Origin of the sequence: Anaerobiospirillum thomasii (assembly GCF_900445255.1) — a bacterium.
Lineage (GTDB): Bacteria > Pseudomonadota > Gammaproteobacteria > Enterobacterales > Succinivibrionaceae > Anaerobiospirillum_A > Anaerobiospirillum_A thomasii.
The window spans coordinates 765,333-788,895 of sequence record NZ_UAPU01000007.1; the positions used below are offsets into that span (position 1 = coordinate 765,333).

Consider the following 23,563-nt stretch of genomic DNA (forward strand, 5'->3'; position numbering starts at 1 on the left):
TCTTAAATCAAGCACTTTTTTTAATTTTTTCACAGATCAAAATGCCTACTCTTTTAAATAGAATTCCTGATTTTATCGCGTTTATATCCAGTTAAGCCCAAAATTTTGGGCGTAAAAAAATTCAGAGGGCAAAAATCTGTCCTCAGCTTAAATTGGGTCACATAAAAAACAAAAAAATAGCTTTTTACGGCATAAAATTTCTCCCGCAGAACGGGGACTTTAGAGTCAGACAGGCCTTTTTTCAGGCTTTAATAGCTCGCAGCTAACATCTATATTATGAATTTCAGATAAAAAATCTAAATGCTAATGGCATTTATAGTTATCATTCAAAGTGGGTTGCAGTCATGTTTCTCTACATTATTGAAATGGCTCGAAGCCCAGAATTACATTAAGAGTCAACACGACTGCCTGACTCTATAGTTCGTTCAAATTATTGGTTAATAGGATTTAAATCTAAGTCTCTTTGCATATAAAGCTCCTATAAGCTCTGCAGAGTAATTTCAGTTGCGGCCTGATATTGTTCAGCCTTCTTGATGCTGTTTAAAGTGCTTTTGGCTTTCTTGCCAAATGTATTAACCTTTCTTTGTACAATTTTCAAAATCTCCTGTGCTCCTGCGTGTTTTACAGTATTGGCAAAAGCATAGGAGTGAGCGGAAATGTCATTTATAAGCAAATCTAAAAATGCAAAATAGTTGTTGCCAAACCAGCCCATAAGCGAGCCTCTGCCAGGGCAGATGCTGTCAATAGTGGCATAAAAGCAGTTGTAGTCATTAAACAGGGCATGACTGATACGCTCTTTTATAAGATGTCTTTCATATCTGCTGTCCACTTTTGGCAGCTTGTAGTTGTTCTGATAGGTAGGCATGATGGCAGTGTCATTTTCAAAATCAGAAACCATTAAAGGCTCATCCTGACAGGAATTGTGAGCCTCTTTGACTCTGGTTATTGTGTACAGCCCGCAAAGCATGGCAGTCATGCCTTGCTTGGATACTCTTCTTGATTTACGTATTGAGGCAATAATATCGGATCTATCATCTACCTTAACCTTGGAGAACTGCCTGAGCTTACTTTTATTTCTGCCATCGGCATCTTTTTTAAGTGGCATATATTGCTTGTTCTGTTTCATCATGGCAATGTAGACGGCCACAGCATGACATATGTTTTTCCATAAGCTGCAGTCATCTGATATTCCAAAGTCATGGCGCATAGATTCAGCCAGCTGTCCTAAAAACATACTCTTTTTAAAGGACTTTCGTCCTTTTCTGCTTTGCCTGCGACCTTTACAATGCTTATGTCCTGTAGAGCTCTGTACAGGAACTATACCCAGGTATGACTGAGCATCCTTGGCTGAGGCAAAACGCCATACATCACCTAGTGAGATAACAAGCTCAAAAGCCTGATATCTGCCTATGGCAGGAATCTGACAAGCTGCTGTCATGGCAATATTGGAGGGCACCACTAAATCTTTTATGGCACATTTTTGGGTTTCAATCTGCATCTGCAGCATTACAGCCTCCTGTATACTGCCAATAAGTGATGAGGCCATGGTGTAAAACATAATGGCATCCATCTCCTCATAGCTATAGCCAGGGGCTGGAGTCAGATGTGTAAGCACTCCGTCTGTTACAATATCTTTACAGTAATCTAAATTTAAACCCTCAAATCCTTTATATGTAACCTTGCCGGCTTTTATTTCATCAGCACTGGATCCATTATCTATAAATCTTACCTGCAAATCTGGTGTTACATCTTCATCATTGCAGATGCTGCGCATCTGCAATGCTCTGTTGATTTGCTCATCATCTAAAAGACGCAGTCCCCTGACAGCAGCTATAAGCTCTTCATTATGTTTAGGGTCACTATCAGATAAAACCCTTTGTACACAGTATCTTAGCTTTGGCATAAGTGAGAGCAGTAACAGTGTGGCGGCACGGCACACCTCATCGCCATTGGCATTTTTATCTATGGCAGTGCCGGTAAGCTCGAGCACTGCATTTTTAATTTCAGTTATGACACTCTGATATCTCTGATTTTTGGCCTTGAGTATAGATGATATGATTTTACCAGTGGCACAGTATTCATCAGATATAAGAGATTTAGGTATCAGGTTTGAGGGAGTGGAGCCTGCTATAAATAAAATGGTGGCATCACTTTTATCAGTCTTGGAGTCACGGCTTTTTAAATAATTGATATGTGTGTTCTTGAGGGCAACATAGGTATAGTGCCTGCCATGGTGGGCTTTTTGGTTAAGCCTTTCCACCATATCATTGAGCTTGGATATCATAGAGCAGGACTCTGAGACTATAAACATGCTCTGATGACTTAAGTCTAAATAGGCTAAAAGCACATTGGTCTTTACAGGGACACTGACAGGATAGTGCAGTGTGTCATGATAAAAACAGATTTCCTGTAATTCTGAGGCCAAATCTATACCTACAATCAGTTCACCCTTATCGGTAAAGCCACCTAACTGCTGTTTTATCTTGTTGCGGTTGGATCGCGATGTAAGATTAAAGATGATAGCAGCGGCAGCTGGCAGCTCTATCACCACATACTTCTTACATTTACTGACAATTTTATTAATCATGTATGGCTCAAAGACATTCACGTACTTTTTAAGCTCACTTTTTTCTATGATGACAGGTATGTTTTCAAATTCTTTGCAGCCTGCTGCAACTAAATGAGCCTTGCTTCTGGACTTGGCTCTCTCCACTCTTTCAAAAAGTGCTCTGTAGCTTATATTCAGATGCTCCTGAGCCTCCTGCCTGCTGTTAAAACTCATAGGCAGTGAGTCACTTGTTTCAAATAAATCCTGAATAATGCGATCACATTGCAGCTTGGTAGCCACCTTAAAATCAAAATTTATCCAGGCTTGAGCAAATGGGTTATTTCTTAAATCGTAGATCTGTGACATAATTAAATCCTCGTTTTAAAGAAAATTTAGAGGTAAGAGCTCTGTAGTGACATACAGGGCTCTTTTGTTGCCTCTAAAGATTTTCAAAACACATAACTTGTAAAAATAAAAACACATCAAATAAAAACGTGACGTTTCTGGCATACTATAATAAAAGCCAATAAATCGTAAAAATTGTCTCTACCCTATAAACAAACTCAAAAATATAAAAGACAATAAGCCGACATCACTTAAAACCATGGTCTTACACCTTTAGGTGTCTGGGGTCTGGGGCGAAGCCCCAGAAAAAATATTTTTGATTGCGCCGCTGTCTATGCCAAATGAGTATGGGGGGGGGTGAATCCACCCCCATCTGTCAGACGTACCTAATCTTCCGCCCCTTCAAAGGATAAAATCCATCAAATCTGCCATTGTTACCTCATAGCCTCATGAAACGCCAGATTGATGGGGGTTAAATCACCCCCACTCATCATTGGACTTATGTGGCATTTCAGTATGGCATTTCTGTTATCCTTTATTTTACTTAAGTAGTCATATTATTATCATTTTTTGAGGCTGATTTTGCATGTTTTTGATGCTAGATTTTGCATGTAACTGCTTGATATATAAGGAAATATATAGAAAAAATAAAGGGTTTTTACACCTGTTGTATGGTATAATTAGAGCATAGTTTTAAAGGGATTATGTCATGTCAAAAGCAGTAGAGCAAGAGCTCAAACTTCAGATACAACTTCTTCAAAAAGAGCTTGAAAAAACCAAGCAGAAAAATAAAGAGCAGGAGTTGCAGATCCAGCAGATGAATCAGGAATACCACATACTGAAAAATGACATTCCTAGATACCTAATGATTAACAGAGCCTCTGTCCACGCTCTTGTCAAGCAACTTGCTGTTGTTGCTCCTGCACATGTGTACGACAGAATCTGTGGTGTCAGCGATAACTCTGAGCTTTTAATTGAGCTTTTCCAAATCTTATGTGAGCTGGTGACAAGCAATGCAGAATTAAAAGAATTTTTATTTGCACATAAGTTCTTTGCTGTTCCTAAAATCAAACCAACTGCCTCCAGCTCTGCATCAGGAGATGATGTAAAAGCAAATGTGGCCTCTACAGGAGATATGCATGCCAATGCTGCCGATGGAGATGAGTATTCTGATTCATTACCTGCAAAAGAGCAGATACATGAGCAGGTTGAGTCTGAAAAGGCTAAAGGTCTTGCTATATCTAAAAAGATTATGGATACCAAAAACTCTATCGTTAATGGTATTAATAGATTTAATAAGCTTGTTAATAGCAATAATGAGCTTGCCTCTGCCATGTCCAGGGAGCATAAGACACCTTGCCCACCTGCAAGGAGTGGTAAGAGCAATGGCAAACAAAAGAGCAAAGCCAGCAACCTAAATACAGTTGAAGACAAGAGCGCAAAATCTGTTGAGGAGATTTTAAAAGATCGTATCTGTCCTAACTGTGGCTCGACCAATATTGAGGTTATCAATAAAGACGCCTCAGAGATTTTAGACAGTCTGGCCGCCACTGGTTTTGTAGATAAGAATAATGGTGTGTATAAGATAGTAACCCCTGTGGTGAAAGCTGAATGCAAGACCTGTGGCTTTATTGATACCATATACACAGGAGCACTGCCTTTGCTACCAGGTCGCTCTATTAGCATGAATGTAATAACTCTCATGGCCCTTATGATGTCTATGGGTTTTGCTGTCAACAGCTTTAAAAAGGCCTTTGTCAAAGGTATGCAGCTTGGAAACAGTACTTTATACTCCAGCCTTATTACATTCTCATATCTGCTCATTCCGCTTGAAAAGGCTATTACACAGGAGCTGTGCAAGTGTAATACTCTGCAATTTGATGAGACCAAGTTTACCCATGTTATAAAAGGTAAAGGCGCTACCACTGAATATGTGCCTATAGCCTGCAGCTCTCTACCTGATGCTCCACTTATTCTTTTTGGTCCGTCAGGTTCACGCTCTAAAACAAAGGATTTTATACAGCAGTTCATAGGTTGTGACTCTGCATTATCCGGCATTACTACAGATGCATTTGCCACATATGGTACATTTGCTCAGGATAACAATATCAGACATCAGTCCTGTCTTGGTCATCTTATGACCAAGATAAGACGCAGTATTGAGCTTTATTACAACACTGCTACATGTAAAGCTATTGATATTGACAGTGTCTTTGAAAATATAGAAAAGAATGGCTATGACCTGCAGGATGAAAACCAGGCTATGCTGGTACTGCACATTATTTATGGCAAACTCAAACAGGTGTTTGATGTAGAAAAATGTGCCTACAATGAATATATACAGACTAAAGATCAGGGCTCTGATTATTCCTCTATAAGACAGCGCTACCGTAATACATACAGTAAAGAGCTGATGCAGGATGTGAATACACTCTTTACCAGTCTTGCCACAGTCTATGCAGTAAAGAAAAAGAAACGCTATGAAAAGGCTCAGCGTATCAGCAATGTTTCTACACCTGTGGTGTATTTTATGAACAATGCCCAGGAGTTTAATGCTTTTATCGAGCATGGCATGCTTGATACTACAAGCATGGAGGCTGAGCATTGTGCTAAATCTGTAGCAGCAGCCCGTAATGCCAAACTCTTTATTCATTCCCATGACAGTGGTGTTGCTATCAGCAGAATACTCAGTTGTGTGCATACTATAAACCGCTGTGGTATATCTGATCCAATAAAATTTCTGCAGAATGTGGCATCTTATGTCATGATTCAGGGAGTTACTAAAGCTCGTGTAGCTGCATTTAATGCCAGAGAGCTTAAATCGAACCCGAAAAGCAATAGAGATGACTACAACAAACCTGAGCTCTATGCTGATATTGAGTTGCCAGCGCATCTGATACCGTGGCTGAGCCCTGAATGTGCAGCGCGCACATTTGAGCTTAAGACAGAATAAAGCATAGGCAGCTGTTGCTACCTCGAGGTAGTAACAGCACCAACACCTCGATTAAAGAGACAGGCCAGCTCCTCTCGGCTTAGAGTGAATACTGCTTTGCCATTTTCTATTCTGACCATAGGATATTTGGCCCTGTCCTCATCGAGTGCTGCCTCAAGCATCATCATCTGCCCCTGTCTGTAGTGCAGAGCTCTAAGGGCATTACCATGTCTGTTGCGAAATATGACATAGCAGTCTTTATCCCTTATATTGATGCCAAGCAGAGCTGATGAATATGAGCTTAAAGATCTCATCCTCATACGCCAGTCTACAGGCGCAGAGCAATAATATATTTCCCCAGTTTCAAAAAATCTCATTTCAGTAACCCTCCGGTGCGCATCATAGTTACCACGTCACAAAAAAGTGAGGCTCCATCTTTATTTTTAATCCTAAAATCAAAAGATCCTATGCTTATCTCAAGAGATGCATCTGCTGTACTCTTATTAGTGCCTAGAGGGGCAGATTTAGAATCGCAGCATGCAATATAGCCATCCGATCCTGAACTCTCAGATGTAGCTGTAGTAATAACTGGCAGCCTGTTTTTTGGTTTCTTTATCATGTAGCTGTTAAAGTCTGAGTTATCTATAACAGTTACAGCCTGCGCCTTATTAATCTCATCCATATCTACTCCAAGATAAATACTAATGTACTCTTTTATAGCCTGCTCAAACTCTACAGGTCCTAGCAGACCTGCATACACAGCATCAGTTGTTTTAATAATGAACTCCTCATGCCTGTAATAGAGTTTATCCATCCAGGTTGGAGCCTTACCTACAGTGAAGAGCTTTTGATCTCTTAGATAGTTATAGAAACGGACTCTGACTATACGTTGCTTATTTCTCATGCATGAGACGCAGTACTCTATAAAGCGATGAAGAATAAAATATAGACAGTCTGGTCTTTTGCTGGTAGAACATCTGGTTTTAATTGTCATAAGTAACCCTCGCTTAATTATGTGCTTATAGTCTGCACCAATCAGCTTGGGTATTAAATAGAAGTTATAGGAAGGGAAAAGATCCTGAGTGGTGCACAGGATCAAAGCAAGATAAAAATTTGTTTATAGGGTAGAGACTAAAAATTTTTAGAAAAATCCTAAAGTTACCCCCCCCCCCGGTCGATAATTAAGCTATAGAAAGAAACAGATTCAATTTAGGAGGTCGCCATGGCGCTATTCGTCAATACCAACGTTTCATCAATCAATGGCCAGAGAAACCTGACCAATGCTACCAACAATCTCAATACCACCTATCAGAGATTATCATCTGGTCTGCGTATTAACTCTGCTAAAGATGATGCTGCAGGTCTGCAGATTTCTGACCGTCTGACTGCTCAGATTAACGGTTTAAATCAGGGAAATAGAAATACGAACGACGGCATAGCCCTTGCTCAGACTATGGAAGGAGCTATGGATGAGATGACAACCATGTTACAGCGTATCCGTACCTTAGCAGTACAGTCATCAAACGGTACGAATAACACCAAGGACCGTGAGGCAATTCAGCAGGAAGTGACACAGCTGTCATCTGAGATAACACGAATTGCTAAGCAAACAAAATTTGGTGGAAACACTATATTAAATGGCAGTGGGGCTGGTAGTATAGTTGCCAGTGGTGGTGTTATCACAATTCAGGTTGGTGCCTATAAAGGCGATACCTTACAGATGACAGGTTTTAGTGAAGGATTTGCTTTAAGTCTTTTTGCTTCAGCTGCAGTCGGGGCTGCTTTAACTGAAGACGATCATGGTTTTGTGGCAGGTAAATTATTTGTAGTAACATCTCAATCCAAGGCAGCAGCTGCAATTACTACAATTGATTCAGTTATTGCTGGAATTGACAAACATCGTGCCCATTTGGGTGCTATGCAGAACCGTATGGAATCATCAATTCGCAATCAGTCAAATGTTTCCATGAACGTATCTGATGCCCGTGCCCGTATCCGTGATACAGACTTTGCCGAAGAGTCAGCCAAACTGTCACAGCAGACCATCATTCAGCAGGCTGCATCATCCATGCTGACACAGGCCAACTCAAGACCACAGCTGGCTTTATCACTGCTTGGCTAATATATTCAAAATTTGAGTTCTGTATTAAGGAGGCATCGACCTCCTTAAACATCCAAACAAAAAGAAGGCCACAGCCTTCTTTTTCTATGCATTTTACAATGCATCCATCTTGATTGAATCATGTTCCTATTCAAAGGGCAGTTTTAAGCTAGACGCGATTTCGAACTTAGATTCAATCTTTTTTGTAGACAATACTCCAGGTAACGCAGGTACTGTGTATACTTGTGTTGACGTAAGCTTTAAGCCTAAGATTGCCTTAAATACTTTATACTTGCTATTACCTTTTAAATACCATATACTAAAACTGTAGCGTGTTTATTTTAGTATAGGTTCAATAACCTTTACATAATTGACTCCTCTGTTAGGGGTTGATACTTTTTAAGTCAGGCTCACAAACCTGTATAATTAAATTAAAGTCCTCCTCTTAAATCGAGTTGGATAATAGTTTTTATATTTTTTAGGTTCATTCACCTGACTCATTAAAATTTGGTTGTCATCTTTTATGACATAAGTTTTTTACATACACAAATCTATATTCGCTTTCACGGGCATTAAGCTTGTTCGTGGTTTTCCTGTAAAAAACTTTAAATAAAAGACATTAAATACATTCTTTATAGGCAGTTAGTAGCCCACTTGCTCTTTGCGTTGTATAGGGGGTCTTATCCCTTATAACAGCAAATGCAGTTCTGGCTATGTGATTTGCTATGGCGCAGATTAAGACCTTACGTCTCTTTTGCATCTGCACCTTGATCTGCTCATTCTCTGAATTTTCCAACGTCTTTTTTAATGTATTTGAGTAGTGGGCCATAGCTCCTATGTAGAGCATGCCTGCCAGAGCTCTGTTGCCAAAATGTCTGACTCCAAGATTGGTTGCAGTGCCACCTGATCCTTCTACATGGGGTGCTATGCCACAGAAGCCTGCAAAGTGCTTGGCATTTTTGAAGTTTGATATATCAAAGCCTGCAATATAGAGCATCATAGCTATAATATAGCCAACGCCAGGTATGGTTCTTAGCAGCTGACATGTTGTATTCTTGCGTGAGAGCTCCTCAATTTGTTTATCCAGTCCATCAATAATTTTTACACAGTGCTCTATCTGTGCAATATAGGTCTGCAGCGATATATCAAAAAAGATAAAGGCTTCACTGTCGGCACCTTGCTCGAGCAGCATCTGCTCCTTGTAAGCAAGCGCCTTTTTTATCATCCTTTGAGGACTTAAATCCCGTGGTAGGACTACTCCTAATTCATACATGAATGCGCGCAGCGCATTCAGGCTCTTAACCTTCTGGCTTGTAATGCATGAACGGGTTGTCATGAGACTTGAGAGCATCTGATGATCAAGACTTTTACATTTTATGCTCAGATCTGCACTGTCACGGTCAAGTAAAGCTTTGAAGATGGCAAGAGCATCAATCTTATCTGTCTTTTCTTTTTTCTTATGTTTACGTATATTTTCTGCCATAAAGCATCTGTACTCATGGCCCAGCTCCTGAGCACGGCGTGCCCAGTAGTGGCAGGCGCCACATGCCTCAAAGCCTACAATCAAAGTTCCTGATTCATATGAGCTTAGTACACTTTCAAGCTCGCTGGCTCTTATTTCTTTATTGATTATCTTTTTATGGGCTATTGAGTAGTAGCAAATCTGAACAACTCTGGATGCAAGATCTACTGCAAGGTATCTTTTACCAGTTTTTAGAAAGAATTCGTTTATGTAGTCTATGGATGCTTGAGATATTGTAGATGTGGGCATGTTAGCTTCCTCATTGTAAAAACCTTGGGAAGCAGGAGGGGCTGAAATACTATGCAGCGGTTACCGCTTCCTTCTGATAGCATTCATTGGTATTACGGTTACCCTGATTTAAACCATTGATCTGAGATGTTAAACGATCAGAGATCTGAAGACCGGCAGCATCGTCCTTTGCAGAGTTGATACGCATACCAGATGATAATCTCTGATAAGTGGTATTTAAGTTGTTGGTAGCGTTGGTAAGATTACGCTGACCATTGATTGATGAAACATTGGTATTTACAAATAAGGCCATGATTTTATCCTCAAAAAAAGCAAATCATTTGTTATAGATACACCCTTAACGGCCGCTGTATTTTTTTCTTTAACTTTTTTTGCTTTTTAATATTTGTAAGCGTAAATACTATCTGTATTTAGATTTCATCTTTAACTTTAAGTATTTTATTGATTTGACGATAATTATATAAATCGCTGTATTTTAAGGAAGATAAATGTCAGTTTACTGTTTTATATTTGCCAGAGGTGGCTCTAAAGGCATTGTAGATAAAAATATAAGACCTTTTTGTGGCAAGCCTTTAATTGCACATACAATAGAATTTGCAAAAGCACTAGGAATTTTTAAAGATATTATTGTTTCAACTGACTCGCAGAAAATTGCTCAGGTTGCAAAAGAGTATGGCGCCAGTGTACCTTTTATGCGTCCTGCTGAGCTTGCTACAGATGACAGTCCTGAGCGGCTTGCCTGGCGTCATGCAGCTGAATTTGTAAAAAGCGTTGATAAAAACTTTGATACTTTTGTCTCACTGCCTTGCACTGCGCCGCTTAGAACCAATAAGACTGTACTAAACTGCCTTGAGCTTTTTGAAAAAAATAAAGACAGTCTTATTTTAACCTGCTGCAAGGCACATAATAATCCCTATTTTAATATGGTAAGAATAGATGAGAGTGCCAATGCTACATTGATGTGTCAGAGTGATGTATCAAGAAGACAGGATGCGCCTGGGGCCTACAATATAAGTACTGTTGCCTATGTGTGCTCACCTGATCTTATACAAAAATACGATCATATTTTCAAAGGTCCGGTCAAGGCTGTTGTAGCAGATGGTATAGAGTGTATAGATATTGATGATATAGTCGATTTTAAGGTGGCTGAATTTCTGTTTAAGGAGAGAGAGGATGGACAATTATATAGTTAATCTTGATTTTACAGGAAGGGTAGTTGCTATAACCGGAGGCGCTGGCTTTATAGGATATCAGAGCGCCAAAGCTTTTGCCTCGCTCAACGCCTCAGTTGCTCTTATAGATATAACAGACAATACTGATGCTAAGGCCAAAGAGCTTAGTGACAGCTATGGCATCAAGGCCAAAGGCTACACCTGCAATCTAAGTGAAGATGAGACTATAAGGACACTTGGAGAGCGCATATACAATGATTTTGGTTCACTAAACTCTCTTATTTTAAATGCTGCTTTTGTTGGCACCAGCTCACTTACAGGATGGGCAGTACCATTTGAAAAACAGAGTATTGATACATTTAGACAGGCAGTTGATCTTAATCTGACCTCTCCTGTATTTTTAATACAGAATGCCCTGCCCTATCTTCTAAAGTCAAAAAATCCAAATATTGTCAATTTAGGATCGATTTATGGTTTTTTAGGTCCTGACATGCATCTGTACGATGGCACCTCTATGGGTAATCCTATTGCCTATGCTGCAAGCAAGGGAGGCCTTATTCAGGTTACACGCTGGCTCTCTACTGTGCTTGCTCCTGATGTCAGAGTCAACTGCATAAGCCCAGGCGGCGTATATAGAAATCAGGATAAAAACTTTTATGAAAGATATGTCAAAAAAGTACCTTTGGGACGCATGGCCAGTGAAGATGATATTGCAAATGCCATTGTCTTTTTAGCCTCAGATCTGTCACTGTATATCACAGGACAGCATCTTGCTGTTGATGGAGGAATGTCGGCCTGGTAGGTCAGATTGAACTGCAGCGATTTCTGCTTTAGCCATGCGTAATATTAAATACGCATTTTCAGATCAAAAAAAAGATCCTGCCAGGCAGGATCTTTTGCGTTATGTTTTTAGAAAGCTTTTAAATAATTACCAGTTTACCCTCAATGGCACCAGCCTGATCTAGAGCCTCGAGCACAGACATCAGATCGCCAGGAGCAAGACCAATCTGATTGATGGCGCGAACTAAATCATCAAGTGTGGTACCGGTATCGAGTTTAAACATCTTACCTGGTTTTTCATTAACCTGAATTGAAGAGTTTGGTACAACAGTTGTCTCACCCTGTGAGAATGGGTTTGGCTGAGATACCTGAGGATCCTCACTTACAGTTACGGTAAGTCCACCGTGAGTTACTGCCACAGGTTTTAATTTAACCATGTTGCCTATAACAATAGTACCTGTACGGGAGTTGACCACGATCTTGGCCAGATCCTTACCTTCAGTAACGTCTAGGTTTTCAAGGGTAGATAAAAACTCTACACGTTTGGACGGATCGCGTGGAGCTCCAACTCTTACAGATACAGCATCCTGTGCCACTGCTGTGCCTGAACCAAACAGTTCATTGATGGTATCTGCCACATTTTTTGCAGAGGTAAAATCAGGACGGTTTAAATTGAACACAATTTCATCAGAGCTTGAGAAAGATGAAGGAACTTCTCTTTCAACAATTGCTCCATTGGAAATACGTCCTACAGTCGGAGTATTGACGGTGACACGTGAGCCATCAGCACCCTCAACACCAAGACCGCCTACAACCAACGAGCCCTGGGCCACTGCGTAAATATTTCCGTCAATACCTTTGAGTACGGTCTGTAATAAAGAACCGCCGCGCAGACTTGATGCCTCACCAATAGCTGAAACAGTGACGTCAATCATCTGACCTGGCTTGGCAAAAGGAGGCAGCTCGGCATGTACTACAACAGGTGCAACATCCTTGATTTTAAGATTGGTATCAGGACCTACCTTGATACCAAAGTTGTTGAGCATAGAGCGAAAGCTCTGCTCGGAAAATTCGTTGTTTTTCTCTCCAGTACCGGCAAGACCTACGACAAGGCCATAACCTACGAGCTGATTGGGTCTTACACCTTCAACTGTGGTCAGATCCTTGATACGTGCGGCCTGCACGGTCTGTGCGGCCACAAGGCACATGGCCAGAGCCATGAATGCCACTAGAGCAGATAATCCCTTTCTAAAAAACATAACTATTTTCTCCTTTAATTAGAAGAATATATTTAAAGCGCTGTTAAAGAACTTGGACAGCCAGCCACGTTCCTGAGTGCTTGCAAAGTCACCGGTGCCACCATACTGAATTCTGGCATTGGCTATGCGCTGTGAAGATATAGTATTATCTGATGATACATCCTCTGATCTTACAACTCCAGTAACTCTCACATATTCATTACCGTTGTTGAGCATCAGCCATTTTTCGCCGCGCACCATAAGATTGCCGTTTGAGAGCACCCTGATGACACTGACGGAAATCTGACCTGACAGGCTGTTGGACTGTGAGGCATTTGATGAACCTTTAAAATCAGATGAGCTGTTTAAGCCAATACTTGGCTTGTTGCCAAGAATAGACACCTGATGACCGCCAATACTGATGCCACCAAGATTCATGGCATTGTTCTTGTTCAAGGTGGTACCGGCACCCTTGCTGGCAGATGTCTGCTCATCAAGAATTACGCTGATAAGATCTCCTACCTTGTGAGCTCTGGTATCTGTATACAGGCCATTATTACTTGAATACGGATTGAACAGTGAACCTGTAGGTACAGCGTTAGTTATATCCTCATTAGGCAGTGATGGGGCATAAGCCGGATCATCTGGCTGTGGACCAAAAGAGTCAAGTGAACAGCCAGTTAAACCAAGAGTTCCTGCAAAGGCAATTATAAGTAATTTTTCAGCTTTCATTTTCTCTCTCCTACCTTTAAATCAGAACTGCACTAATCATTAGGTCGAAGCGATGAGTGAACCCATCATTTCATCAACGGTGGTCAAGACCTTGGAGTTCATTTCATAGACACGCTGAGCCTGAATTAGACCGACAAGCTCTTCGGTAACTTTAACGTTTGAAGTCTCAAGCATGCCCTGACGAATTGTACCCATACCGTCAATACCGCCAATACCCTGCTGTGGAGCACCTGAGGCTGCTGTCTCAAGATAGAGATTGCCGCCAACTGGCTCTAAACCAGCTGGATTGATAAAGTCAGTTACTGTCACCTGACCTAAATCCTGAGCCTGAGGCTGACCTGGCAGCATTACAGAAACCTGACCATCCTGACTTACAGTAAGTCCTAAGGCATTTTCTGGTACCTGAATCTGTGGCAGCAGTGGATAACCTTCGGCTGTTACAATAGTACCTTCATCATTCTTGGTGAACTGACCGTTTCTGGTGTAGGCTGTGGTGCCATCTGGCATTTCAACCTCAAAGAAACCGCGACCCTGAATCATAAGGTCAAATGAATTGTCAGTTGTATCAACATCACCCTGAGTGAAGTTTTTCTGGGTGGCTACAACCTTTGAGCCTGCACCAATCATCAGACCTTCTGGCAAGAAGGTGTCAGCAGATGATCTGCCGCCTGGCTGATTAACCTTTTGATATAAAAGATCCTCAAAGATGGCTCTGCTCTTTTTAAAACCAATGGTTGAGGCGTTAGCCAGGTTGTTGGATGTCACAGATATATTGGTCTGCTGTGCATCCAGGCCTGTTTTACTAATCCATAATGCCGGTATCATATTTAGCTCCTGTTTTACTTATGTGTCATTTTTTAGTCATAAGACATTAAATTATTCTGTGTCTGGTCCATCTGACTTGCAGTTTCCATCAGCTTGACCTGGGTATCATACTGTCTTTGAATCCTGATAAGACTGGTCAGCTCCTCGACAGGATTGACGTTTGAGGACTCAAGGGCACCACTTTCAACCTTCACAGTCTCATCCATAGCAATTTGTGTGCCGTCTGTCCTGCGGAACAGTCCGTCATAACCCTTTTCAATATTGCGTATATCTTCATTGACAAGCTTTAATCTCTGGAATATTTCAATAACGTTTCTGTCAGCACCCTGCGGACGTCCTGAGATTACACCGTCTTCGTTGATAGCTACATCATCAAGCGGAACAGGCAGTACAATCTGTGTACCGTCTTCATCTAATACATCAAGACCATTTGTGGTTTTTAATACACCATCTGCATTGATGGTAAAGCTGCCATAGCGGGTATAGGCTTCCTGACCCTGCTTATCAGCAACTGCAAACATACCAGGTCCTTTGATGGCAACGTCAAGAGAACGTCCTGTAGATTCAATGGCTCCGTCCTCCATGTTGTAGCCTGGACGCTCGGTCATGGAAAAAGCACGTGTAGGATAGGCATTGGCAAATACAGACATGGCTCTTGAATTTTCAAAGTCTGCCTTAAAACCTGTTGTATTTGCATTGGCAAGATTATTTGATCTGACTGCAAGGCTGTGGAAGTTTTCCTTTGCACCAGACATTGCCACCCATAATAATTTATCCATAATATCCCTCCAGATACCAATGTATCTTTACAAGAGATATTTTGCACACATCATGCCATAATTAATAAGTTATTAATAAATAAGAAAATATTTGAAGATTTTAGAGATTTTTTGAGAAGGTATGAAGTATATGACAAATTTCCGGCGACAGGCGCCGGAAACTTAAAAGAGATTACAGGGCTACTTCCTTGATGTCCTTGAGAGCTACATCGCCAAAACCAATGAGGTTTAACATAGTATCGGCGTGTGTCTTGCCTAAGGTTACGCTACCTACTACTGCATATACTGAAACTGGCAGCGCAGTTGGTTTACCTGTTGCAAGATCGGTACCTACAGCCTCAACGGTATACATGCCGGCAGGATATAGTTCAGCTTTGTTGTTGCCTTCAGCCGGTTTCTTGACACCATCCCATGAGAAGTCCATCTTGCCCTTGCCACCAGGAGCTGTGTACTCACTGACGATATTACCGCCCTGATCCTTAACCACAATCTTGATATCGCCATAGCCTTTGCCGGCGTCAATTTTTGCAGTAACGGCATTCTTACCATCAAAGAAGGCCTTCTTGGATTCAACAAGTACTGAACGACCCACTAAAGTTGAAGCAGACAGAGCTGAGCTTGATGATACAGCTGCAATAATATCTGCCATACCTGTATTTACAGAGTTAAGTCCCTCAACCATGGACAGCTGTGACATCTGTGTCACCATCTGTGAGTTGTCCATTGGCTCAGTTGGATCCTGATGGGCCAACTGTGTTGTCAGGAGCTTTAAAAAGTCCTCCTGATTTAAAACCTGTGATTTACTTTTTTCAGCTACGGCTCTGGCATCTAAATCGCGAGTTTTACCTATAGCCTCAAAGTTCACACCTGAATCATCAGATGTTGTTCTGACTTTGCTGTTATTATTTAAACTAAATAGGCTAGGATTCAAGCCATTCTGATTGTTTAATGATACAGCCATAGTACACCTCTGAACTTTACTTTAAGGCAGAATTTGCCTCTTATTACTATCTATACACTCAATTATTCAATATGTGTGCCAGATTTAAATATTTTTGTAGAGTTGTTTAAAATCAAATAAATAATCCTTAGCACTGCACTTTTTGTCTAAGGATTATTGCCACTTTTATTAACTCTCGCCAAGACGCAGGGTCTGCAGCAGCATTTTCTTTGCCGAATCGGCAACCTGAACGGCAGTCTGATAGGAGCGGTTGGCACTTATCATATCAGCCATTTCCTCTACAGGGTTTACATTTGGTCTGTAGATATAACCATCTTTGTCTGCAAGAGGATGATCAGGACTGTACTCTACGATAGCAGGAGCATCTGATTCTATAATACCACGTAATGATACTCCAATGCCATATGGCTCACCTGTTACAGGATCAGCTCTTTCACCTGTATTTTTCTGATACTCAAGAGCCTCATCCATAGCAGCTGAGAATAATGGACGGCGGGCCTTATAGGTCTGCTCAACTGAGGAGCTTACTGACTCGGCATTAGCCAGGTTTGATGCTGTGGCATTTAATCTTACTGACTGTGCATTCATAGCAGTACCTGCTATGTCAAGAATTCTAAAAACGCTCATGTAACACTCCTAAATTAGTTACCTGATGACAGTGCTGTCTTTAACTTGGAAATTTTGCCGTTTAAAAAGCGCATTGTGGCCTGATACTCAATGCTGTTTGACATATAATTCATACGCTCTGAGTTAACCTCAACAGTATTGCCGTTACCGGTGTCGGCCTGATATGGCAGTCTGTACTTTAAGGTTAACAGAGGATCTTTCTCAAGGTCGCTCAGATCCATGTGTCTCTGATTGGTTTTAACCATAGGGGCAGCTTTATCCTGCTCAAACTGCAGATTAGCCTGCTGTACCAGTGCTGTATTAAAATCTATATCACGTGCCTTATAGCCCGGGGTATCTGCATTTGCAAGATTACCGGCAAGTACTTCAGCTCTGTCATTACGTACACGCATGGTGTGCTGATGTATTCCAAAAACCTTATCAAAGCTAATAGCCATAAACACCTCATTTTTAAACGTCAAATTTATAACGCAATCTTAACTGTTGATATATATTTCAAATTTTATGCCAAATTTTTATTTATTATTTTTCTTTTATAATCAGTATCTTATTTGCTTATTTCGACTCATCCCTAAATTTGGGGGTTGACATTTTCAACAGGCTCTGAAACTACGGCAGCTTTGAGTGTTGATTTTCTATCTCGAGACAGAGCCTGATGCATTTTCAATATATAGTACCCTATATCTCTAAAACCGTATGCTACCCTTTTAATGGTTTTGAATTTAGCATTGCATCCCTCTAAAATACTGGTGTTTAAGCCAGTTGCAGCCGCATGAATAATATAACAGCTCCAATCTTTTAGCTTCTTACAGAACCTTATCAGTAAAGGAATTTCTGTTGCTTCAGCTTGTGAATACAGGTTTTTAATTTCTGTTTCAACCTGCTCAAGTGTACCTCCGCTATGCCATAGATCTCTGATATGGTCTCCAAAAATTGATATTGTAAACAAGCTCTTATTCTGTTTGAGGGTTTCTACAAGATCTTTTTGCGACTCTTCAAGAGTGTTGAGTTTATCTGAGCCCATGTAAGTCAGCCACTTGCTCTGTCTAAGATCTTTTATACGCTTCTTGTATTCACTTTTCTTTTGTTGATACTCGCCGGCGTCCATGGCGCCAAGCTCCTTGCGTAAATCTTTTATTTTATCAAGCCTTATGGCATCTGCCACTTCACTGTTAAACTGTTGCAGGCAGTGGAATAAATCAAGCACTATCTTTGCATTAGGGCAGAGCTCTTTGACTAGATTCTGATATCCGCAGTTGCCATCCATTACTGCACCTTCAATCTGGTCAAGCAGTCCAAGCTCTTTTAATCTATCAAAGAATGGCCTTAAATCATCTTTCTTTCTGCCGTAGGCAGCATACAAAAGGCGCCTGGTATCGGCATCTATGATGACTGATATATACTTATGGTGCTTTTTAACGCTTATCTCGTCTATAGCTATGTTCCTAACGTCTTCAAGACTTATATCTTTGAACATCTCTATAAGCCTTGCCTTATCAATGTTCCTGACAATATCTGCCTCTACAGCCGTGATAGAGCTTATTTTCTTTAAATCTAGATGACTCTCGCCCAAATCAAGAAGCTGCAGTATCTGCCCATATAAGCGTAAGGTTATCCTATGATGCGGATGGACAAAGCTTGGCTTTAGCCACCTGGCATGATCACAACCACAACAAATGACCTTAGGTACGCGTATCTTTAAAATAACCGCAAATGGTCCTAGTGTGCAATCTTTTACTGTGCGCTCTCCCCAGTCCTTTATATTTACTTTATGGCAGCCACAGAGTGGGCAATTTTGTTCAAGCTCCTCTCTCCAAAGCGTATAGCCAAGATGATAGGTAACAGTCATTGCCATAGCATCTATTTCAGGCTCACCAGACATTACACAACCCGGGTACATATTGAGAACGCCGTGTTCAAACTTACAGTGCATTAATTCATTAGCACTGGCTTTGATTAAAGTTTCATTTGTTTCTGTATTGGCAGCAGTGTAGGAATTTATTATAATAGCACTAGGCTCTGTCATATTCTTTCCTTTGGTCGGGTAAAGTTGTTGTCAGGGCCCTTATTTTATCTGAAATATAAAAATTAATCTCAAGGGAAAAATCTTTGGGATTTTTCATAAAGCTTTAGCAAATGCAAAAGACTGACAGTCAATGATTGGCAAAGCCAACCCGTAAGGGCTCGTCATTGACGGACAGTTTTTGCATTGACAATTTGGCCGGGTCTTAAGCATTCTTGTGCTTAAGACCATAGATACCGTTTGCGATCTTGGGTCAACCCCCAATTTCAGGGAAGAACCCTTATTTCCTTCTTTTTTGCAAGATTTCAGATAAAAAAAAGGGATCTGCACAAGGCACATCCCCCCTTAATATTTTAAAGCTCTATAATCTACTCATAGCGCTTTTTGAAGCTGTCATAACCATGGCCTTTAAAGTCAAGCTCATAACTGTCAATGGTAGCTGGGGCCTTTGAGTTTTCATGATCAAAACCTAATTTACCCTTTAAAATCTTCAAATGCTCGTTTTGTATATAATCTGGCATATAGGCATAAAGCTTTTTGGCATCAGACAGAAAATATTTATAACGCTCAAGCATCTGCTGGAAAATCTCAAGAGCATCTCTCTCATGGCGTATAGTAAAGAGACCCTGAGCCATGCATATAAAGAAATACTGCAGCGAACCATCTAAAAGACGTGATACATTGCAGCCTGAGAGTTTGCACTCATAAAGAGTACGACTCTGCTCAATCAAAGCCTTGATAGCGCTGGCCCTGTCAGTAATATCCTCTGTCTTTATAACATTTAAGAGTGTATCTACAGTCTGATTAAAGCCATTTACATCAAGTAAGGATTCAATCTGCTCCTTGCCTATAGACAAAACTTTGACATTATCTGCTAAAAAGTCCTTAATAATCTGAGCTTTATTTAGATCCTTATGTGCATTAAAATCAAGCTCACTGCTTCTTTTAGGTTTGGTATGCTCAATTTTTGCACCATCTGAGCAATTGATACAGCTAATATCCCTGCTCTCTTTGATATATTGCTCTAGTGTGTTTTCAAGGTTGTATACAGACTTTTTATACAGGTAATTGGTCTCTACCATGCCACCAAAATTACCCTCTGCCATACTGTCAGGTGTGTAGACACTGTCAAATTCAATCTGTCCGTAATACTCTCCACCATAAGCTTTGGAGTACTGCGAGTGCACTGATGAATATACTGTTTTCTTGCCATTGTCTATGCCAAAAAGATAGATGTGCAAAAAGCCAAGCTCGAGCATGGCACTTAGTGCCAGATTTGAAACTAGTGGATTGACATAGGTTACAGAGCTTAATGCTTTTAAATCTACACCATTAGCGCTTAAAAGCTCATACAATGGCTCATCATTTTTCATAAACAAAGCCGATTGTTTGAAAAAGCGGCAGGTTACAGGATTGACCACATCTGTTGCAAGCAAGGTGACCTTGTCAATATATTCTGGATCAATATGTTTTAAAATCTGTGTAATATCATTGGTGCGCTCTATAGCTACATAAAAATCTACCTGCACACCTGCGCTGTATAAAGTATCAATAGCAGAGCCTGCTGCTACAATTAAAGCCTTATCCTGATTTCTGCGCAAAAAGGCAATGTCATTGTCAAGAGATGGGCCGTTGCCTACTATAAAGACAGGCAGGGAGGAGGCATTTTTCATTTTTTTATTTAATATATAGCCGCGCCCTTCTTGTATTGAGTGAATGCCATGACTTATGCCAAAGAGATGATCATCATAAAAACCCATCATGGCATAGATATTTTTAAAATACTTCAGCAGATCCTGCACAATAGCTTTGATACTATCTGAGCTGTAATGCACAAAGGCCCTGCTAAAGCCTGACAGGAATTTGCCATTGTAACTTAAATCTTTGTAAATATGGCTAAGAGCTGCAGGAATATTCTTTTGTGTAATTATATTAAAGCGCACGTTATTGTCTTTAAAATAGTTGCACACTGACTCATAGTCAAGACAGAACAGTGAGGCAAAAAATATGTCATCATCAGGCTCAATCAAGGTAAGATGACAGATCTCAACACTTGATATAAGCTCTGTTAACCCATAACCCAGACCAATACCTAGCATCAGACAGTGAGGAATGGTTACAACGCCTCTGTCCTTGTCATTGGCATTGTCCTTAAGATAGTTTTCAAGAAGTGTGGCGCACTCATTTAAATAACGGTAATGAATATGCCCGTAAAAATCATGCTCTTTTTCGTATTTGGTGTAGCTATAGCGCCCTCTGTCATTGTCTATATACTCTAAAACCTGATTCTGTACATAGTCAAGCGGGTTTTCTGATGGATAAAAAATACTCCCGCCATGCTCAAAATTAACCACACCGTTTTGCAGATGGAAAAAGTTTATAACCTCTTTGGGAGTGTAATGTTCAAAAGCGGCAAGATCTGGCATATTGGCTCTTTTAAAAAACTCAATATTCTGCTCAAACATTGCAAGCAGCCCATCTGTAAGATCCTGATTTAAAAATCGTACCTGCTTTAACATAATCTATCCTGTTATTTTCACAAATGGCTGTACCTGTCCTTTTAAATAGGCTAACTGTTTATCATCAAACAGATACCACTCTTTAAAACCCCTTTGACCTTTTGAGTCTTCATGATCAAAACCAATAGTATAATCAAGCTTTTTTAAATGCTCTGACTGAATATAATCTGGCAGCATGGAAAACAGAATCTTTGAATCCTCAAGCAGATAAATAATGCGCTTTACAACCTGCATTGCAGCACCAACAGCCTCAGCCTCATCCTCAATGGTATAGAGTGTATTCATAACCATAACAAAAAGAGATTCAACCGAGCCATCTATAAGTGAGGCATAGAAATTATAGCGTGTGCTGTGCAAATCATATAAAAAGACACATATATCCTGCATACGCAGACACAGCTCATTTCTGGTCTTTACATCCTGTTTTAAAAGATTACAGATCTCATCACAGATGCTGTTGTACTCATTGCAATCAAGCAGAGCCTTAATCTCATCGTAAGTTACATCAATGCTAAAACACAGATTGAAAAGAGCATCTAAAATAGCCTTTTTATCAAGTAACACATTGTGACTAAAATCAAGATCTGTGCTTCTTACACCTTTGGCATTTTCAATTAAAAGACCATCTGAACAGTTTACAGCACTTATATCCGCCCCCTGCTCTTCACTGTGGTAGGCAATGGCTCTGCCAATAAATCTAGCACAGGCAAGATAGTTATAATCAGTTTTAACCCTGCGCCCAAAATTGCCTTCACCTTCAATATCAAGTGTTGATGTAGAATTAAACTTATAGCCTTTTTTGTCACCTAGATTTTCTTTGTAAATCAAAGATGCCTCAGGATGTGTGGCCTCTGAGTCTGTATTGTCTATAACCTTGCCATTATCCATGCCAAATAAAAACAGATTTTCAAAGCCCAATGACAGGGCGGCGCTGACACCCATATTGGCCACCAATGGATTCATGTACACAGCTCCCTTCCAGTTTCTGACAAAATCCACATAGTCATGCTTCTGTAAAAAGAGCCATAAAATAGTTTCATTGGCCTTGTTGAATATAATTTGTTTTTTAAAGAGTGCACTCATCTTAGGATGCACCACTTCACTTGCAAGCAGCACAACATCGTCTAAAAAACCATCTTTGTTGAAAATCTCAACAGTAGGAATAATGTCGCAGGTTCTTTCTGTGGCCGCATAAAAATCAGGTTTGATACCACTGTTATATAAAGTGTCAATGGCTGTGCCGCAGGCAATAATTAAGGCCTTGTCCTGATTGCGCTGCAGAAATTCTATATCATTACTAAGTGACGGGCCGTTGGCCACAATAAAGATGGGAGTCTTTTTAAGATCATCTGCCAAATGCTTGTTTACTGATAAAAGCGGTCTTTTATTGATAAGATTGATAGCAGAGTGAGAAGTGGCAAAGAGATGATCATCAATAAAACTAAGAGCTGTCAGCTCATATTTTAATTTATGATCCACTACCTCATGAATTTTTGTATGTAATGGTGAGCTTCTGAAATTAAAAGGCAGATAGTAAAAGGTTAAAAATCTGCCATAGCGCACAATATAGTCTGTATAATCTTTGACTATACGGTCAATATCATTGTCAATAATGATTTTAAAACCACAGCCATTCTCTCTTAAAAAACTTAAAAATGCCGACCAGTTAAAGGTAAAGAGCGAGGCGTAGAAAATATCCTCATCAGTTTCAACCAAAATAAGATTGGCTATATCTACCTTTGAAAACAGCTCCTGTATATGATAGCCAAGACCGCAGCCATACATGGAGCACACAGGCATATGCGGACATTTAACAAGATTTAGTCTCTTTCTGTTAAGAGTGGCCATAAAGTCTGCGCATTCATTGGAATACTTGTAGTGAAAAGCTCCAAAATAGTCATATTGCTTATAATAATTGTAGGTCTGAGCCACGCTCTGCTGCATAAAAGCATCGACATGGGTACGGGAAAACTCAGCCGGAGGAGCAGGATAGAGTTTTATATTTTCATTGATAAAACCTATATTGTAGGAATTATCCACCTCTTTAATAAAGGCAAAAGGTCTTTTTGGTGTATATAGATAAAAGCGCTCATACAGATCGGGAAAAAATTCCTCAAGCTTTGACAGATTAGTGCAAAACTGCGCTATTAATACCTCATCTGCCTGCAGATAGGCTGGGATATTATTAAAAACCTTCTCTAAATCCATAT

18 protein-coding genes and 1 pseudogene are annotated in these 23,563 nt (G+C 40.3%); 4 read left to right on the forward strand and 15 right to left on the reverse strand.

Features of this window, described 5'->3' with window-relative positions:
- Nucleotides 1–478 precede the first annotated feature (478 nt).
- Nucleotides 479–2,914, reverse strand: coding sequence for a transposase (locus DRZ93_RS10560; protein WP_113745809.1), 2,436 nt, complete (start codon nt 2,912–2,914; stop codon nt 479–481).
- Between the two features lie 688 nt (nt 2,915–3,602).
- Here DRZ93_RS10560 and DRZ93_RS10565 point away from each other — a divergent pair.
- Nucleotides 3,603–5,846, forward strand: coding sequence for an IS66 family transposase (locus DRZ93_RS10565; protein ID WP_113746569.1), 2,244 nt, complete (start codon nt 3,603–3,605; stop codon nt 5,844–5,846).
- A gap of 17 nt (nt 5,847–5,863) precedes the next feature.
- Here the strand turns inward: DRZ93_RS10565 and tnpB are convergent, their stop codons facing one another.
- Both tnpB and DRZ93_RS10575 read right to left on the reverse strand, forming a co-directional pair.
- Nucleotides 5,864–6,202, reverse strand: a complete 339-nt coding sequence (gene tnpB, locus DRZ93_RS10570; RefSeq protein WP_113744302.1) for an IS66 family insertion sequence element accessory protein TnpB — start codon at nt 6,200–6,202, stop codon at nt 5,864–5,866.
- Nucleotides 6,199–6,819: a hypothetical protein gene (locus tag DRZ93_RS10575; RefSeq protein ID WP_113744016.1), complete on the reverse strand. Its 621-nt coding sequence runs from the start codon at nt 6,817–6,819 to the stop codon at nt 6,199–6,201. Before DRZ93_RS10575 ends, tnpB begins: the two co-directional genes overlap by 4 nt.
- Before the next feature lie 228 nt (nt 6,820–7,047).
- Between DRZ93_RS10575 and DRZ93_RS10580 the strand changes: the two genes are divergently transcribed.
- Nucleotides 7,048–7,947, forward strand: a complete 900-nt coding sequence (locus tag DRZ93_RS10580; RefSeq protein ID WP_113745808.1) for a flagellin N-terminal helical domain-containing protein — start codon at nt 7,048–7,050, stop codon at nt 7,945–7,947.
- Between the two features lie 598 nt (nt 7,948–8,545).
- Here DRZ93_RS10580 and DRZ93_RS10585 read toward each other — a convergent pair.
- Both DRZ93_RS10585 and DRZ93_RS10590 read right to left on the reverse strand, forming a co-directional pair.
- Nucleotides 8,546–9,697, reverse strand: a complete 1,152-nt coding sequence (locus DRZ93_RS10585) for an IS110 family RNA-guided transposase (RefSeq protein ID WP_113745807.1) — start codon at nt 9,695–9,697, stop codon at nt 8,546–8,548.
- A gap of 82 nt (nt 9,698–9,779) precedes the next feature.
- Nucleotides 9,780–9,989: pseudogene (locus tag DRZ93_RS10590) on the reverse strand (flagellin N-terminal helical domain-containing protein); the annotation flags it as partial.
- 196 nt (nt 9,990–10,185) lie between these two features.
- On the opposite strand from DRZ93_RS10590, the gene DRZ93_RS10595 reads away from it, so the two are divergent.
- Together DRZ93_RS10595 and DRZ93_RS10600 are read left to right on the forward strand one after the other, a co-directional pair.
- Nucleotides 10,186–10,890, forward strand: a complete 705-nt coding sequence (locus tag DRZ93_RS10595; protein ID WP_113746570.1) for an acylneuraminate cytidylyltransferase family protein — start codon at nt 10,186–10,188, stop codon at nt 10,888–10,890.
- A complete protein-coding gene (locus DRZ93_RS10600; RefSeq protein ID WP_113746571.1) occupies nt 10,871–11,671 on the forward strand; it encodes an SDR family oxidoreductase in 801 nt (266 codons plus the stop codon). The genes DRZ93_RS10595 and DRZ93_RS10600 overlap by 20 nt, the downstream gene beginning before the upstream one ends.
- Before the next feature lie 118 nt (nt 11,672–11,789).
- Here the strand turns inward: DRZ93_RS10600 and DRZ93_RS10605 are convergent, their stop codons facing one another.
- The 10 genes from DRZ93_RS10605 to DRZ93_RS10650 all read right to left on the reverse strand — a co-directional run bounded on the left by DRZ93_RS10605 (nt 11,790) and on the right by DRZ93_RS10650 (nt 23,561).
- Entirely contained in the window at nt 11,790–12,869 is a 1,080-nt protein-coding gene (locus DRZ93_RS10605; protein WP_113745067.1) for a flagellar basal body P-ring protein FlgI, read from the reverse strand.
- Nucleotides 12,870–12,926: 57 nt separating this feature from the next.
- On the reverse strand, nt 12,927–13,619 hold the full coding sequence (locus tag DRZ93_RS10610) for a flagellar basal body L-ring protein FlgH (protein ID WP_113746572.1): 693 nt from the start codon (nt 13,617–13,619) through the stop codon (nt 12,927–12,929).
- Between the two features lie 39 nt (nt 13,620–13,658).
- Nucleotides 13,659–14,444 carry a flagellar basal-body rod protein FlgG gene (gene flgG / locus DRZ93_RS10615; protein WP_113743658.1) on the reverse strand — a complete coding sequence of 262 codons (786 nt, stop codon included), beginning with the start codon at nt 14,442–14,444 and terminating at the stop codon, nt 13,659–13,661.
- A gap of 32 nt (nt 14,445–14,476) precedes the next feature.
- A complete protein-coding gene (locus DRZ93_RS10620; protein WP_113743657.1) occupies nt 14,477–15,223 on the reverse strand; it encodes a flagellar basal body rod protein FlgF in 747 nt (248 codons plus the stop codon).
- 172 nt (nt 15,224–15,395) lie between these two features.
- Nucleotides 15,396–16,184, reverse strand: a complete 789-nt coding sequence (locus tag DRZ93_RS10625) for a flagellar hook assembly protein FlgD (RefSeq protein ID WP_113743656.1) — start codon at nt 16,182–16,184, stop codon at nt 15,396–15,398.
- Between the two features lie 168 nt (nt 16,185–16,352).
- Nucleotides 16,353–16,811: a flagellar basal body rod protein FlgC gene (gene flgC, locus DRZ93_RS10630; protein WP_113743655.1), complete on the reverse strand. Its 459-nt coding sequence runs from the start codon at nt 16,809–16,811 to the stop codon at nt 16,353–16,355.
- A gap of 14 nt (nt 16,812–16,825) precedes the next feature.
- Nucleotides 16,826–17,248, reverse strand: a complete 423-nt coding sequence (flgB, locus tag DRZ93_RS10635; RefSeq protein ID WP_113743654.1) for a flagellar basal body rod protein FlgB — start codon at nt 17,246–17,248, stop codon at nt 16,826–16,828.
- Nucleotides 17,249–17,382: 134 nt separating this feature from the next.
- Nucleotides 17,383–18,837, reverse strand: coding sequence for an ISL3 family transposase (locus DRZ93_RS10640; RefSeq protein ID WP_113746573.1), 1,455 nt, complete (start codon nt 18,835–18,837; stop codon nt 17,383–17,385).
- 365 nt (nt 18,838–19,202) lie between these two features.
- Entirely contained in the window at nt 19,203–21,353 is a 2,151-nt protein-coding gene (locus tag DRZ93_RS10645) for a motility associated factor glycosyltransferase family protein (RefSeq protein ID WP_113746574.1), read from the reverse strand.
- 3 nt (nt 21,354–21,356) lie between these two features.
- Complete coding sequence (locus DRZ93_RS10650; protein WP_113746575.1) at nt 21,357–23,561, reverse strand: motility associated factor glycosyltransferase family protein; 2,205 nt, start codon at nt 23,559–23,561, stop codon at nt 21,357–21,359.
- Between the last annotated feature and the right edge of the window lie 2 nt (nt 23,562–23,563).

Excerpts from the sequence above, each read along its gene's own strand:
- DRZ93_RS10560 (WP_113745809.1), bottom strand. The coding sequence starts at position 2,914 with ATGTCACAGATCTACGATTTAAGAAATAACCCATTTGCTCAAGCCTGG.
- DRZ93_RS10565 (WP_113746569.1), top strand. The coding sequence starts at position 3,603 with ATGTCAAAAGCAGTAGAGCAAGAGCTCAAACTTCAGATACAACTTCTT.
- tnpB (WP_113744302.1), bottom strand. The coding sequence starts at position 6,202 with ATGAGATTTTTTGAAACTGGGGAAATATATTATTGCTCTGCGCCTGTA.
- DRZ93_RS10575 (WP_113744016.1), bottom strand. The coding sequence starts at position 6,819 with ATGACAATTAAAACCAGATGTTCTACCAGCAAAAGACCAGACTGTCTA.
- DRZ93_RS10580 (WP_113745808.1), top strand. The coding sequence starts at position 7,048 with ATGGCGCTATTCGTCAATACCAACGTTTCATCAATCAATGGCCAGAGA.
- DRZ93_RS10585 (WP_113745807.1), bottom strand. The coding sequence starts at position 9,697 with ATGCCCACATCTACAATATCTCAAGCATCCATAGACTACATAAACGAA.
- DRZ93_RS10595 (WP_113746570.1), top strand. The coding sequence starts at position 10,186 with ATGTCAGTTTACTGTTTTATATTTGCCAGAGGTGGCTCTAAAGGCATT.
- DRZ93_RS10600 (WP_113746571.1), top strand. The coding sequence starts at position 10,871 with ATGGACAATTATATAGTTAATCTTGATTTTACAGGAAGGGTAGTTGCT.
- DRZ93_RS10605 (WP_113745067.1), bottom strand. The coding sequence starts at position 12,869 with ATGGCTCTGGCCATGTGCCTTGTGGCCGCACAGACCGTGCAGGCCGCA.
- DRZ93_RS10610 (WP_113746572.1), bottom strand. The coding sequence starts at position 13,619 with ATGAAAGCTGAAAAATTACTTATAATTGCCTTTGCAGGAACTCTTGGT.
- flgG (WP_113743658.1), bottom strand. The coding sequence starts at position 14,444 with ATGATACCGGCATTATGGATTAGTAAAACAGGCCTGGATGCACAGCAG.
- DRZ93_RS10620 (WP_113743657.1), bottom strand. The coding sequence starts at position 15,223 with ATGGATAAATTATTATGGGTGGCAATGTCTGGTGCAAAGGAAAACTTC.
- DRZ93_RS10625 (WP_113743656.1), bottom strand. The coding sequence starts at position 16,184 with ATGGCTGTATCATTAAACAATCAGAATGGCTTGAATCCTAGCCTATTT.
- flgC (WP_113743655.1), bottom strand. The coding sequence starts at position 16,811 with ATGAGCGTTTTTAGAATTCTTGACATAGCAGGTACTGCTATGAATGCA.
- flgB (WP_113743654.1), bottom strand. The coding sequence starts at position 17,248 with ATGGCTATTAGCTTTGATAAGGTTTTTGGAATACATCAGCACACCATG.
- DRZ93_RS10640 (WP_113746573.1), bottom strand. The coding sequence starts at position 18,837 with ATGACAGAGCCTAGTGCTATTATAATAAATTCCTACACTGCTGCCAAT.
- DRZ93_RS10645 (WP_113746574.1), bottom strand. The coding sequence starts at position 21,353 with ATGTTAAAGCAGGTACGATTTTTAAATCAGGATCTTACAGATGGGCTG.
- DRZ93_RS10650 (WP_113746575.1), bottom strand. The coding sequence starts at position 23,561 with ATGGATTTAGAGAAGGTTTTTAATAATATCCCAGCCTATCTGCAGGCA.